This window comes from Actinoalloteichus fjordicus (assembly GCF_001941625.1).
GTDB lineage: Bacteria > Actinomycetota > Actinomycetes > Mycobacteriales > Pseudonocardiaceae > Actinoalloteichus_A > Actinoalloteichus_A fjordicus.
Genome location: NZ_CP016076.1, coordinates 6,118,896 through 6,132,992 on the forward strand (window position 1 = coordinate 6,118,896; position 14,097 = coordinate 6,132,992).

The 14,097-nt window shown below is 70.4% G+C and carries 8 protein-coding genes; 2 read left to right on the forward strand and 6 right to left on the reverse strand.

All coding sequences use genetic code 11. The annotated features are described in order from the left end of the window. Positions 1-70: 70 nt before the first annotated feature. The 6 genes from UA74_RS26110 to UA74_RS26135 all read right to left on the reverse strand — a co-directional run bounded on the left by UA74_RS26110 (position 71) and on the right by UA74_RS26135 (position 10,900). A complete protein-coding gene (locus tag UA74_RS26110; RefSeq protein ID WP_083683648.1) occupies positions 71-3,421 on the reverse strand; it encodes a S8 family peptidase in 3,351 nt (1,116 codons plus the stop codon). 654 nt (positions 3,422-4,075) lie between these two features. Next, positions 4,076-5,674: a phosphoglycerate dehydrogenase gene (gene serA, locus UA74_RS26115; RefSeq protein ID WP_075742594.1), complete on the reverse strand. Its 1,599-nt coding sequence runs from the start codon at positions 5,672-5,674 to the stop codon at positions 4,076-4,078. A 746-nt stretch (positions 5,675-6,420) separates the two neighbouring features. Next, positions 6,421-6,690, reverse strand: coding sequence for a DUF397 domain-containing protein (locus UA74_RS26120; protein WP_198042859.1), 270 nt, complete (start codon positions 6,688-6,690; stop codon positions 6,421-6,423). A gap of 431 nt (positions 6,691-7,121) precedes the next feature. Further along, entirely contained in the window at positions 7,122-8,135 is a 1,014-nt protein-coding gene (ilvC, locus tag UA74_RS26125) for a ketol-acid reductoisomerase (protein ID WP_075742595.1), read from the reverse strand. Positions 8,136-8,215: 80 nt separating this feature from the next. Continuing rightward, positions 8,216-8,722, reverse strand: a complete 507-nt coding sequence (gene ilvN, locus UA74_RS26130; RefSeq protein ID WP_075742596.1) for an acetolactate synthase small subunit — start codon at positions 8,720-8,722, stop codon at positions 8,216-8,218. Between the two features lie 351 nt (positions 8,723-9,073). Then, complete coding sequence (locus tag UA74_RS26135; RefSeq protein ID WP_075742597.1) at positions 9,074-10,900, reverse strand: acetolactate synthase large subunit; 1,827 nt, start codon at positions 10,898-10,900, stop codon at positions 9,074-9,076. 324 nt (positions 10,901-11,224) lie between these two features. Between UA74_RS26135 and UA74_RS26140 the strand changes: the two genes are divergently transcribed. Together UA74_RS26140 and ilvD are read left to right on the forward strand one after the other, a co-directional pair. Then, positions 11,225-11,902, forward strand: coding sequence for a PH domain-containing protein (locus UA74_RS26140; protein WP_075742598.1), 678 nt, complete (start codon positions 11,225-11,227; stop codon positions 11,900-11,902). A 310-nt stretch (positions 11,903-12,212) separates the two neighbouring features. Then, positions 12,213-14,057, forward strand: a complete 1,845-nt coding sequence (ilvD, locus tag UA74_RS26145; protein WP_075742599.1) for a dihydroxy-acid dehydratase — start codon at positions 12,213-12,215, stop codon at positions 14,055-14,057. Positions 14,058-14,097: the final 40 nt, after the last annotated feature.

The following is a 14,097-nucleotide window of genomic DNA, read 5'->3' on the forward strand; positions in this document are numbered from 1 at the left end:
AGACAGGCTCTCAGGACTCCGTCGACTCAGGACTCCCGTGGTTCACGGGGCTCCCCTGGGCTTTACGGAGTCAGTTGACGAAGATGGGCGGGGTGCTGCCGGTCGGCACCACCTGCACCCGGTCTCCCCGATGGTTGTGGTGATGCAGGACGAGCAGCCGACCGTCGGCCACCGCCGTCTCCAGGTCACGGTTGACCACCAGCGCGGTGCCCGGCCGTGCCTCGTAGGAGAGCGCCGCGTCGCCGCCGCCCTGCGTCCACAGTCCCGGCCGCACCGCGTCGAAGGAGATCGGCTCGTCGATCGAGTCGATCAGCCCGTCCGGGTCGCCGGGTGCGGCGTAGTAGCCGCTGACGCCGACCGTGTAGGTGATCGGCGCCGACTCCGCAGCGGGGTCGATGCCCAGTGCCGTCAGGGCCACCGGCAGGACGAGCACGTTGGTGTCGAAGACGTTCGTGTCGACGTCGCCGAGCTGGCCGTTGATCGGCTGCACGTCGACCACCGGGGCACCCTCGGCGTTGAGGTCGACCGTCGCGGCCACCAGGACGTCGCTGCCGGTGTACTTCGTCACATAGGTCTCGAAGTCCGGCACGCCGTCGCCGGTCACGTCGATGTCGACGAACGGGACCGTGTTGCTGCCGATGTTGTACCAGTCGGCCCAGGTGGTGATGCCGAACGCGAGCAGCGCCGACTCGGGGTCGCCCTGAAGCACGGCGAGCGGCGCCGTGGAGGTGGCCCCGACCTGTCGAAGGTCACCGCCCTTGGCCGTCCGGTTGATGGTGCAGCCCAGCACCTGGTCACCCGCGCACTCGGGCAGCTCCGGGCTCGTGGCGTGGAGCTCCAGCACGCTGATCAGCGACCGGTAGGCCTCGTCGCCGGAGCCCTGCGAGATGCCTCGGCCGCGCAGGTTCAGCACCGCCTGCTCGGCGCCCTCCGGCAGTCGCAGCCAGGAGGCCGCCTCGATGTCGGCGACGGGCTTCGGCGCGGAGTGCACCGGAACCCGCAGCGGCACCGTGGAACCGGAATCTGGGGTGAAGACGATCCGGCCGGAGGCGTCGGCCAGGAACTGCCGTGCCTCGCCGCCCTGCTCCTTCTCCAGCGTCGCGTCGGCCGTCTTGCGCAGCGCGGCCGGGTCGGTGATCGTGAGCGTCACGGTGACCCTCGCGACACCACGCGGGCTGAGCGTCACCGAGTCGCGGTCCAGCTCGTAGCTGACGCCGGGGATCTCGGTGGCGGGCTGGTAGGCGACCGACATCGTCGTCCGCCGGACGCCCTTGTTGACCAGCTTGATCGTCTTGGTCTGGGCGATCGGCCCGTCGACCTCGACGGTGCCGTAGGAGACGCTGACCTGACCGGGGTCGTCCTCCACCATGGCCAGCACCTGGTTGTCCAGGGCCGCCAGGGCGTCGACCCGGCCGGAGCCGACCCGGTTCGGCGCGTACACGATGCCGTCCGGCCCGGTGGTGATGTCGGCGCCCGCCGTGTTCATCAGCGCGGCCTTGATCTCCTCCGGGGTCCAGTCCGGGTGCTCCTCGCGGAGCAGAGCGGCGATACCGGTGGTGTGCGGCGCGGCCATCGACGTACCGCTGATCACCAGCGTGCCGTCGCCGCTGCCGGAGAGGGCGGAGGCGATCGTGTCACCGGGTGCACTGAGGTCCGGCTTCACGCCGGGTCCTCGGCCGCCACGCGAGGTGAAGGAGCTGGGCGTGTCGACGAGGTCCTCGTCGACGGTCGGCACCGAGGTGCGCAGCTCGCCCGCGAACCGCATCTCCAGGGTGCCCGCCTCCAGAGCGGGACGGACCTCGTCGACCGCGGTGCCGGTGAGCTGGATGACCGGGATCACGTCGTTGCCCGCGATGCCCGCGCTGAACTGGTCGAGCCCGGAGGAGAAGATCGCGCCGACCGCGCCCGCGTCGGAGGCGTTGTCGGTGCGGCCCGCCGAACCACAGCGTCGAGTGGTGTCGTCGTCGTCCCACTCCAGCCAGGCGATCTTGCCTTCGACCGAGGCGGCGTCGGCTGCGGACAGCGGGTCACAGCCGTCGAGGTTGGCCTCGTCGGTGAGCCGGACGACCTCGGCCGTCAGGTCCAGATCCGCGTAGTCGGGGTAGCTCTGGCTGTACTGGCCCGGCTGGAGACCCGCGAGGGACTCCGGTGCCACGACCTCGGCGCCGTCGCGCACCACGGAGGCGTCCCGGCTGCTCGCGACGGTCAGCGCCTCAGGGGTGTTGCCCGGCGAGCCGCCGACGTCGAAGAGGTCCCCGCCGTTGCCGCCGGAGAACACCGTGACGACGCCGTGCTGGTTGAGCTTGCGGACGAACAGGCTGGCCGGGTCGTCGGGGGCGCCGAAGTTGCTGCCCAGCGACAGGTTGACCACGTCGAGCCGGTCGGTGAAGTCACCGTCGCGGTCGGGGTCCAGCGTCCAGTCCAGTCCTGCGGAGGTGACGTCGGTGGAGCCGTCGCAGCCGAAGACCTTGATCGAGTAGATCAGGGCGCCCGGCGCCGTGCCCGGCCCGATCCGCATGCCGCGGACGGTCTCGTCGTCCAGTTCGGAGTAGTCGCCGTCGAAGGTGCTGCCGTCGGCGTTGACGCCGAAGCCCGCCGCCGTGCCCGCGACGTGGGTGCCGTGGGTGCCGCAGGAGATCGGGTTGTCGTCCGGCCGGGGCTGGTTCAGCTCCGGGTCGTCGCTGGAGGCGTCGTAGTCGTCGCCGACCAGGTCGGTGCCGCCGACGACCTTGTCCGTGGGGAAGTAGCTCGGGTCGATCGTCGTGCGATCGATCTCGTCGTAGGCCTCGGGCGTGCCGGGGCCGCCGAAGGTGGCGTGGGTGTAGTCGACGCCGTCGTCGATGATCCCGATCCGCATGTCCTCGCCGTAGCGGCCGGTCTGCTGCCAGCTCGGGAGGGTATTGGTGAGCTGCACGGCGCTCGCGTTGGCCAGCTCGTGCCTGACGAGCGGCCGGATCGACCGGACGTCGGAGCGTTCCACCAGCTCGCGGACCGACTCGGCGTCGGCGCGGACGGCGACGCCGGGAACGGCGTTCACGGTCTCGTAGAGGACCTCGGTCTGCCGGTCGGCGACGAGCAGCTCCGCCACGACGACGTCGGCCGTCTCGAGGGTGGCCTCCCTGGCCTCCTCGGCGGCGACGCTGGCCTCCTCGTCGCTGGCGCCCGCCTCCTGCTCCTCGACGAACACGTCGACGGCGGGGGCGTTCTCCAGCTCGATGAAGACGCCGATCCGACCCTGTGCCTCGGCCAGGCTCGGTGCGACGCCGGACAGCCCGACATCCGTCGACAAGGCGTCGGCGGTGGGCAGCGGCGGTGCGAGCGGTTGATCCTGTGCCGTCGCGCTGCCCACCGCCGCGGTGGTCAGGACGACCGCCAGTGCCGCCGCAGCGGACCTGGTGACCCTTCTTCGACTTCGACTCACTGGTGTGCCCTCACTGAAAGACCCGTCTTCGACCATGCCGAGGCCGCAAAGCGCCTCCGGCCTGCCGTTCGGGACGACCCGGTCCCGGGCGGCAGGCCCCTGGATCAGGGTCCCTGATCAGTCGAGAGTCTGATCGGCGGGGCTCTGGCAGGGGAACCTCAAGCGATGAGCCCGGTGTGGCGGGCTCCGATCGAAGGGACACGAAAGGCAGCTCGGCACGGCGCCGCAGTCGCCGCAGCGCCTGGTCCGGCCTTCTTCATGGGAACCTAACGCGAGATCAGCACGCTGTGATTGCTCCTTTCGGATGAAGCAATCCCAGCTCTCTGCTCAGAAACCGCCTGCGGTTCACCGAATCGATGACTCAGGGTGTTTGTTTCCCACCTGAATGCCACTCGCCTGCACCGGAGTGGATCAATCGGTCGTGGCGGCACCGCGACGCGGCAGCAGAACAGATCGAGCCGGGCGCCGAGCCCGAAGACGCCGACGCGGTGTTCCCCCGCGCCGCGCAGGGCGGCGACGGTGTGGGGGAACACCGCGTCGTTCCATCGACGCGAATCGGCTTCAGCGTCGTTCCATCGACGCGAATCGGCTTCAGCGTCGTGACCATTCACGCACGTCAGCTTCAGCGTCGTGACGCTCCGAGCCGAGACCGGCTCAGTCGAAGGAGACCGAGTACGCGGTGCTCGCACCGATGGCGGCGCCGATGGGCTCCAGCACTCCACCGGTCAGCGGCCGATCCACCCGCAGCAGCATCGTCGCGTCGGAGCCGTCGGTGGTCTGGCTGATCTGCGCGGCCTCGATGTTGATGCCGACCTCGCCGAGCAGCGTGCCGACGGTGCCCATCACGCCGGGCCGATCCGGGTACTCGAGCAGCAGGACATTGCCCTCGGCACGCAGGTCGAAGTGCCTGCCGTTGATCTCCACGAGCTTCTCGACCTGCCGCGGTCCGGTCAGGGTTCCCGAGACGCTGGCCGTGCCGCCGTCCGGCAGCACCACCCGCACCGTGACGAGGCTGCGGTGGTTGGCGCTCTCGCTCTCGGTGCGCACGTCCACCGCCACCCCGAGGTCCTCGGCGAGCCTCGGCGCGTTGACGAAGGTCACCTGGCTCTCCACCACCTTGGAGAAGACACCGCGCAGCGCGGCCAACGGCAGCACGCTGACGTCCTCGGTGGACAGCTCGCCGCGCACCTCCACGGTGACCGAGGCGGGCGTGGCGGGCAGCAGCGCGGCGAGCACGAGCCCGAGCTTCTGGGTGAGCGGCAGGTACGGCCGCACCTGCTCGCCGACGACGCCTGCGGTCTGGACGTTCACCGCGTCCGGTACGAAGTCGCCGCGCAGCGCGAGCAGCACAGAGCGGGCCACGTCCGTACCCGCGCGGTCCTGGGCCTCGGCGGTGGACGCGCCGAGGTGCGGCGTCGCGACCACGCCGGGCAGCCCGAACAGCGGGCTGTCGGTGGTGGGCTCGGTCGCGTAGACGTCGACGCCCGCACCGCCGACCTGACCCGAGCTGACGGCCTCGGCCAGCGCGGCCTCGTCGACGAGTCCGCCACGGGCGGCGTTGACCAGCAGGACGCCGGGCTTGGTCTTGGCGAGCTGGGCGGCCCCGATCAGCCCCTTGGTCTCCGGGGTCTTCGGCAGGTGGATGGAGATCGCGTCCGCCCTGGACAGCAGCTCGTCGAGGTCGACCAGCTCGATGCCCAGCTGCGCGGCCAGCGCGGGCGACACGTAGGGGTCGTAGGCGATGAGCTTCGTCTCGAACGAGCCGATCCGCTGGGCGAAGAGCTGCCCGATCTTGCCGAGGCCGACCACGCCGACGGTCTTGCCGCGCAGCTCGACTCCGCTGAAGGAGCTGCGCTTCCACTGCCCGGCGCGCAGGCTCGCGTCGGCCGCCGGGATGTGGCGGGCGACGGCGAGCAGCAGGGCCACCGCGTGCTCGGCGGCGGAGACGATGTTGGAGGTGGGCGCGTTGACCACCATGACGCCGCGCTCGGTGGCGGCCGGGACGTCGACGTTGTCCAGACCGACGCCCGCTCTGGCCACGACCTTCAGCCGCAGGCCCGCGCCGACCACCTCGGCGTCGACCTTGGTCGCGGAACGGACGAGCAGGGCGTCCGCCTCGGCGACGGCGGACAGCAGAGCCGGCCGGTCGGTGCCGTCGACATAGCGGATCTCGACCTCGTCGCCGAAGACCTCGACCGCAGAGGGTGCGAGCTTCTCGGCGATGAGGACGACGGGACGACTGGTGTTGGTCACGAGCTGCTCCAGGGAAGGTTGTTGCGGTCCTCGGCTGCCTGGCGGCGACCGCCAGCGAGCAGTCTAGTCCCACGCTTGTGAAACGTTTCTCATACTTCGAGACGCGGCCGAGCGCAGGCCGCAGGGTGATCGGCCCACGCAGTGAACGCCGCGCACCCCGGCCGCGCGTTCACGCAGCCCACGAGCAGCCGCGCATCCGAGGCACCGGGCGGCGACCGGGCCAGATCGGGTGTGACGCAGAAGCGACGAGGACGTGACGAGGAATACCGCGATTCCTCGTCACTGTCGGTGTGTCGAGCCGGGCGGCCTGCCGGTCGGAACGGTGCGACGGCGGCTGCGGCGTGCGACGGGCTCGTCGAGCCGGTGCGACGAGTCGCGGTGCGGAGGTGACCCGGCGCGGCGGCGACCGGCGCGCCAGGTGCCGGAGAGACGGGCCGCGTGGCGGCCAGGTCCGGCGGCAGGGCAGCGGGCTGCGCTTTCGGCCCGCCTGTTCTTGCGACGGGCTGCGAAGCCGAGACGAGGTCGGCTGCGGCGTGCTCCCGACGGGGCGGGGCCGCGAACGGGTCAGCGCGGCGCACCGGCGGCGCGAGGCTTCGAAGAGGCCCACGGCCGAGACGCAGGGCTCAGACGCGTCGGTTTCTCCGGTGCCTCGAAGGCCTGCGCAGGCTCGCGCGGCGCCGGGGAGCGGACGAGATCAGACTCGACGCCCCGGCATCGCGACGATCAGAGCGGTCGGCAGGCAGAGCTCACCACGGCTCGTCGAACTCGCCGTCCTTGGCGCCCTCGACGAAGGCATCCCATTCCGCCTGGGTGAAGACCAGCACGGGGCCTTCCGGCTCGGCTCCGTTGCGCATCAGGATGTACTCCTCGACGAAGGCGATCTCGACGCCCTTCTGGTCCTCATCCTCGGTGCTGGTGATCCATTCGGCACTGGAGATGTCGAGGGTGCCTCTGATGTGAGCCTTGTCGTCGTAGATCGGCACCTCGTGTGTCGTCGACGCTGTCTCGTCACTCAATCTTTCTCCCCTGATCAGCCCTTGGCCACGCTGCCGCGCGAACTGTCGTCACCTTGCGCGACGAACCGTATACCTCTGTGATCGCTGCCGGTGGCGGGGCCCGTGAGGGCTCGGCCGCGGCTCCGGAGACCCGGGCGACCGCCGCGACAGCGGCACGAGAGGAAGCGCACGACACCGTGGTCTCGTCGCCCTCGATTACCAGATTCGACGACCCCGCCGCCACCTGTATCGGGCCGAACGGTCCGTTCGCTACGGAGGTCAGGGCCAAACGGTCCCGCTCGGCGTGACTCCATTCGGCCGCCGGGGATCGACGACGACGTCCTGGCAGTGGCGGTTCGATCTCGCCGGAGCCACTGCCAGGACGCGAGACGTCAACGCAGGAGACATCAGCGCGCTGACGTCGGCACGAAAGGCCCCTCGCCTGCGGTGGATCAGGCGGTCTCGGTGATCGGCCGGTCCACCCAGGACATCAGCCCACGCAGCTTCTTGCCGACCTCCTCCACTGGGTGGGCCTCGCCCTCCTGGCGCAGCTTGGAGAAGGTGGGACGGCCTGCGTCCTCCTCGGCGATCAGCTCGCGCGCGAAGGTGCCGTCCTGGATCTCGCCGAGGATCTTGCGCATCTCCTCCTTGACCGAGGGCGAGATGATCCGGGGGCCCCTGGTCAGGTCGCCGAACTCGGCGGTGTCGGAGATCGAGTAGCGCATCCGGGCGATGCCGCCCTCGTAGAGCAGGTCCACGATGAGCTTGAGCTCGTGCAGCACCTCGAAGTAGGCCACCTCCGGCTGGTAGCCGGCCTCGGTGAGGGTCTCGAACCCGTTCTGAATCAGCGCGGTGGTACCGCCGCACAGCACGACCTGCTCGCCGAAGAGGTCGGTCTCGGTCTCCTCGGTGAAGGTCGTCTTGATGACGCCCGCCCGCGTGCCGCCGATGGCCTTGGCCCAGGACAGGGCCAGCGCCTGCGCGTTCCCGGTGGCGTCCTGCTCGACGGCGATCAGCGCGGGCACGCCCTTGCCGTCGACGAACTGCCTGCGCACCAGGTGACCGGGGCCCTTGGGCGCCACCATCGCCACGTCGACGTCGGCGGGCGGGGTGATCAGGCCGTAGCGGATGTTCAGGCCGTGACCGAAGAACAGCGCGTCGCCCTTCTTCAGGTTCGGCGCGATGTCCTCGGTGTAGATCGTCCGCTGGGCGGTGTCCGGGGCCAGGATCATGATCACGTCGGCCTCGGCGGCGGCCTCGGCGGTCGGGAGGACCCGCAGGCCCTCCTCCTCCGCCTTCGCCTTCGACTTCGAGCCCTCGGCCAGGCCGATGCGCACGTCGACCCCGGAGTCGCGCAGGCTCAGCGCGTGCGCGTGGCCCTGGCTGCCGTAGCCGATGACGGCGACCTTCTTGGCCTGCAGCACGCTCAGGTCGGCGTCGTCGTCGTAGAAGATCTCGGCACTCATTGTCATTTCCTCATCTGCTCTGGATCTGCTCTGGAGTGAATCTCTGCTCAGGCTCGCGCCTGTCGAAGGCCAACGGCTCCTCAGCGGGCCGCCGAGACGGTGATCGATCGGGCGCCCCGCCCGACGGCGACCATCCCCGAACGCACCATCTCCCTGATCCCGTAGGGCTCCAACATGCGCAGCAGGGCGTCGAGCTTGTCGGCTGTGCCGGTCGCCTCGATCGCGACCGCCTCTGGCGAGACGTCGACGACCTTGGCACGGAACATCTGCACCGTCTCCAGCACCTGGCTGCGCACGGTGGCGTCCGCCCGGACCTTGACCAGCAGGAGTTCGCGCTGAACGGAGGCGTCCGGATCGAGCTCCACGATCTTGATGACGTTCACGAGCTTGTTGAGCTGCTTGGTCACCTGTTCGAGCGGCAGTTCGTCGACGGCCACCACGATCGTCATCCTGGAGACGTCGGCGTGCTCGGTCTCGCCGACCGCGAGCGACTCGATGTTGAAGTTGCGTCGAGAGAACAGCCCCGAGATCCGGGCCAGGACGCCCGGTTTGTTCTCCACCAGCACGCTGAGCGTGTGCCGACTCATGCGCTCCTGCTCCTGTCCTGATCGAACCGTCTCGGCTAGTCGCCGAGTCTTCCGCGTCGCCGAGACCTCCGCCGCAGGCGACCTGGTGAGGTGCGTGCGAGACGAAGACCGGACGACGTTGCCCCCATCGCGGACGTCCGACACGACACCACGGTGCGCACCGGTGGTGTTCCGCGACCGCGACCCGGCCTGCGTGCGGACGCCGTCCGCACGCCCTGTGTCGTGGTCGGACCGGGTGTTCCGGCCCGCCGCGCGCCAGAAGTCCGGGAGCTCTTAAAGAGCCTGTCTTCAATCCCCACTTTCCTGTTGCGCGGGGCCAGGGGGATCAAAGACAGACTCTGTGAGCCTGACTTACTCGACGTCGTCGAAGACGGGGCGGATGCCCCGCGCCGCCTGGATCTCGTCGTTGCTGGTGCCCGAGGCCACCATCGGCCAGACCTGGGCGTCCTTGCCGACCACGAAGTCGATCACCACGGGTCGGTCGTCGACGGCCATCGCCTTGCGCACGACCTCGTCGACGTCCTCGCGGCTCTCGCAGCGCAGGCCGACACAGCCCAGTGCCTCGGCGAGCAGCACGAAGTCGGGGATGCGCTTGTGCGTGCCCAGGTCGGTGTTGGAGTACCTCCCTGAGTAGAAGAGGTTCTGCCACTGCCGGACCATGCCGAGGTTGCCGTTGTTGATGACGGCGACCTTGATCGGAATCCCCTCGATGGCGCAGGTGGCCAGCTCCTGATTGGTCATCTGGAAGCAGCCGTCGCCGTCGATGGCCCACACCGGGGTGTCCGGTCGGCCCACCGCAGCGCCCATCGCGGCCGGAACCGCGAAGCCCATGGTGCCGAGTCCGCCGGAGTTGATCCAGCTTCCCGGCTTCTCGTACTTGACGAACTGCGCGGCCCACATCTGATGCTGCCCGACGCCCGCGGTGTAGACGGCATCGGGTCCGACCAGGTCGCCGATCCGCTCGATGACGTACTGCGGCGACAGCGAGCCGTCGGAAGGCCACTCGTAGCCCAACGGGAAGCTCTCGCGCCAGCCCTGGACCTGCGCGAGCCACGGCGCGGCGGCGGTGTGCTCGCCCCGTTCCAGCTCCAGACGCAGGGCCGAGATCAGTTCGGCGATGACGTCCTTGCAGTCGCCCACGATCGGGACGTCGGCCCGCCGGTTCTTGGAGATCTCCGCCGGATCGATGTCGGCATGGATCACCTGTGCCTCGGGGGCGAAGGTGGCGAGCTGACCGGTGACCCGGTCGTCGAATCTCGCGCCGAGGGCGATCAGCAGGTCGGCGCGCTGCATCGCCGTCACGGCCGCGACCGTGCCGTGCATGCCGGGCATGCCCAGGTGCAGCGGGTGCGAGTCGGGGAAGGCGCCCCTGGCCATCAGGGTGGTGACCACGGGGATCTCGGCCGCCTCCGCGAGTTCGCGCAGTTCGGCGACCGCGCCCGCCTTGAGCACGCCACCGCCGACGTAGAGCACCGGCCTGCGGGCGCCCGCGATCATCCGGGCTGCCTCGCGGATCTGCTTGCCGTGCGGTCGGGCGGTCGGGCGGTAGCCCGGCAGCCGCAGCTCCGGCGGCCAGGAGAACGAGGTGGTCTCCTGAAGCACGTCCTTGGGGATGTCGACGAGCACCGGGCCCGGTCGGCCGGTGGACGCCAGGTGGAACGCCTCCGCGATCGTTCTCGGGATGTCGGCGGGGTCGGTGACCAGGAAGTTGTGCTTGGTGACGGGCTGGGTGATGCCGCAGATGTCGGCTTCCTGGAACGCGTCGGTGCCGATCAGGCCCCTCGACTGCTGCCCGGTGATCGCGACCAGCGGAACCGAGTCCATGTTCGCGTCGGCGATCGGGGTGACGAGGTTGGTCGCCCCGGGACCCGAGGTCGCCATGCACACGCCGACCTTGCCGGTGGCCTGCGCGTAGCCGGTGGCCGCGTGTCCCGCGCCCTGCTCGTGGCGCACCAGGATGTGACGCACCTTCTCCGAGTCCAGAAGCGGATCGTAGGCGGGGAGGATGGTTCCGCCCGGAATGCCGAAGACGACCTCGCAGCCCACCGATTCGAGCGAACGGACCAGCGATTGCGCGCCGGTCACCTGCACGGGGACCCCGTGCGGTGGGGCGGGCTTCGGCCTGGCGTAATCGGCGGGCGAGGGGACCGGGACTGGTTTCGAGGTTGCGCTGGTCATTCGATCTGCCTCGTGGGGTATCGGTTGCGGGGCGGGCAACAAAAAACCCCCGGCGGCATGGAGCCGCTCGAGGGTTGGCGCGTCGACGCTGGAGGAGCCCTAGGCGTCGGCGCGCCAGGGAAGTACGAGAATGTTCGTCAGTCGCAGCACGCCGAGTACGGTAACCGCCTGTGCACGAGGGCGTCAACTCTACGGGATGAACTTCCCGGATATTGGACACGACCGGGTGGCGAAGAATGGCATCACCGCAGGTGGGTGCGGTAAAGAGACCGTCCACGGACCGCCTCGTCTGACGAGACGGGCGCCGGTGCGAAAATCGGCGGCATGAGCGACACGACCGCGCGGCAGGCCCCCGACCAGCAGCAGCGGGAGCTCTTCCGCATCAGCCCGATCGCCTTGTTCGGCGCGGCGGCCCTCGCGTGGTGCGCGACGCCCTTCGCCTTCGGGGCTCCGGGTCTCCAGCTCGTCTATCTCCTGCCGATCGGCCTGGCCTGGTGGGTGATCCGGCGCCGCACCACGGTGGACGCGACGGGAATCCAGGTGCGCGATGTCTTCGGCGGCGCCCGCGTCGACTGGTCGCAGGTCCGCGGCCTCCGACTGGCCAAGAACTCGACCGTGCACGTGGTGCGCGAGGAAGGCGGCGAGGTCCGGCTGCCCACCGTCCGACCGCGTGACCTGCCGAGACTCGCCGCGCTGAGCGGCGGGCGGCTGCCCGACCCGACGGCGGGCGAGGCGAGTGCGGCCGAGCCGACTGGCCCGGAGGCGGCTGCCCCGGGGACGACGGCCCCCGAGACGACGGCCCCGGCGGCGGACCGGCCGGAGACCGCCGTTCCCGAGGCCGAGGCCGAGGCCGCGCCCGAGGGGCAGGCGAGCGCCCCCGAGGCAACCGGGCCGGATTCCCCCGCCGCCCCGACGACGGAGCAGGCAACTGCCGAGCAGGCGCCGGAGCAGGCAGCAGCCGAGCAGCCTGCGAGGGAGCAGACGGCGCAGCGAACCGAGTAGCGACGGCAGGTCGAGCCTGGGGACCGTGCCGTGCTCAGGGTCGACTCCCCCGCCGTGCGCCGCACCCGCCGCTACGCGTCCCCGAGCGCCCAGACGCGCCACCCCTGCCTGCGCGAACACGAATGCACTGGGAGGCGTCTCGGGCCGCCGGGGGCGCATCATGCCTCTCACCAGGGCTTCCGGCCGCCGTCCTCGCCGGGGGTAGGCTCGGGTACATCGCCGAGCCTGCGGCCCTCACCAGGGCCTGGCGGCGATTCGCCGAACCCGTGGCGATTCTCGAAGCTCACCACCACGTCTCCTCGGAGAAGCCGTGCCTCAGCTACGTTCACGCATCACCACCCACGGCCGTAACGCGACCGGCGCCCGCGCGCTGTGGCGCGCCACCGGCATGACCGACGGTGACTTCGGCAAGCCGATCGTGGCGATCGCCAACTCCTACACGCAGTTCGTGCCCGGTCACGTGCACCTTCGGGACCTCGGTGACGTCGTCGCGGGTGCGGTGCGCGAGGCGGGCGGGGTGCCCCGCGAGTTCCACACGATCGCGGTGGACGACGGCATCGCCATGGGGCACAGCGGGATGTTGTACTCCCTGCCCTCGCGCGAGGTGATCGCCGACGCGGTGGAGTACATGGTCGAGGGACACCAGGCCGACGCGCTCGTCTGCATCTCCAACTGCGACAAGATCACGCCGGGGATGCTGAACGCCGCGATGCGGCTGAACATCCCCACGGTCTTCGTCTCCGGCGGGCCGATGGAGGCGGGCAAGGCGGTGGTGGTCGACGGCGTCGCGCAGGCCCCGACCGACCTGATCACCGCGATCTCCGCATCGGCCAACTCCCAGGTCGACGAGGCCGGGCTCAGCCAGGTCGAGCTGGCGGCCTGCCCGACCTGCGGTTCCTGCTCCGGGATGTTCACCGCGAACTCGATGAACTGCCTGACCGAGGCGCTGGGGCTGGCCCTGCCGGGCAACGGCTCGACGCTGGCCACGCACGCCGCACGGCGGGAGCTGTTCCTGGCGGCGGGCCGCACGGTCGTCGAGATCTCGAAGCGCTGGTACGAGCAGGACGACGACTCGGTGCTCCCGAGGTCGCTGGCGAACAAGGACGCGTTCGAGAACGCCATGGCGCTGGACATGGCGATGGGCGGTTCCACGAACACGGTGCTGCACGTCCTGGCCGCCGCGCAGGAGGGCGAGATCGACTTCTCGCTCGCCGACATCGAGGCGATCAGCCGCCGGGTGCCGTGCTTGTCGAAGGTGTCGCCGAACTCGGACTATCACATGGAGGACGTGCATCGCGCGGGCGGCATTCCGGCGATCCTCGGTGAGCTGTACCGGGGCGGGATGCTCAACGAGGACGTCCGCTCGGTGCACAGCCCCTCGCTGCGCGAGTGGCTCGGGGAATGGGACATCCGCAGCGGCGAGGCCTCCGAGCAGGCGATCGAGCTGTTCCACGCCGCGCCGGGCGGCGTGCGCACCACCGAGGCCTTCTCGACGGAGAACCGCTGGTCCTCGCTCGACGTCGACGCCGAGGGCGGCTGCATCCGGGACGCCGCGCACGCCTACACGGCCGACGGCGGCCTGGCGGTGCTGCGCGGGAACCTCGCCGTGGACGGCGCCGTGATCAAGACGGCGGGCATCGACGAGGAGCTGTGGCACTTCGAGGGCCCGGCGCGGGTCGTGGAGAGCCAGGAGCAGGCCGTCGAGGCGATCCTGAGCAAGACGATCCAGGCCGGTGAGGTGCTGGTCGTCCGCTACGAGGGCCCCTCCGGCGGGCCGGGGATGCAGGAGATGCTGCATCCGACCGCGTTCCTCAAGGGCACCGGCATGGGCAAGAAGTGCGCGCTGATCACCGACGGCCGGTTCTCCGGCGGTTCCTCGGGCATCTCGGTGGGGCACGTCTCCCCCGAGGCGGCCGACGGCGGCGACATCGGCCTGGTGCAGGACGGCGACCGGATCGTCATCGACGTCCGCGAGCGACGGTTGGAACTGCTGGTCGACCCGGCGGTCCTCGCCGAGCGCCGCGCCAAGATGGACGCGAGCGAGCGGCCGTGGCAGCCGGTGGACCGGCAGCGACACGTATCCACGGCGTTGCGCGCCTACGCGAAGCTGGCCACCTCGGCCTCAATGGGCGCGGTGCGCGACGTCAATCGGTGAGGCGGGCGGGCTTGGTGCGAAGGTCGGCACGCTCCACCAG

Excerpts from the sequence above, each read along its gene's own strand:
- ilvN (WP_075742596.1), bottom strand. The coding sequence starts at position 8,722 with ATGAGTCGGCACACGCTCAGCGTGCTGGTGGAGAACAAACCGGGCGTC.
- UA74_RS26140 (WP_075742598.1), top strand. The coding sequence starts at position 11,225 with ATGAGCGACACGACCGCGCGGCAGGCCCCCGACCAGCAGCAGCGGGAG.
- UA74_RS26135 (WP_075742597.1), bottom strand. The coding sequence starts at position 10,900 with ATGACCAGCGCAACCTCGAAACCAGTCCCGGTCCCCTCGCCCGCCGAT.
- ilvC (WP_075742595.1), bottom strand. The coding sequence starts at position 8,135 with ATGAGTGCCGAGATCTTCTACGACGACGACGCCGACCTGAGCGTGCTG.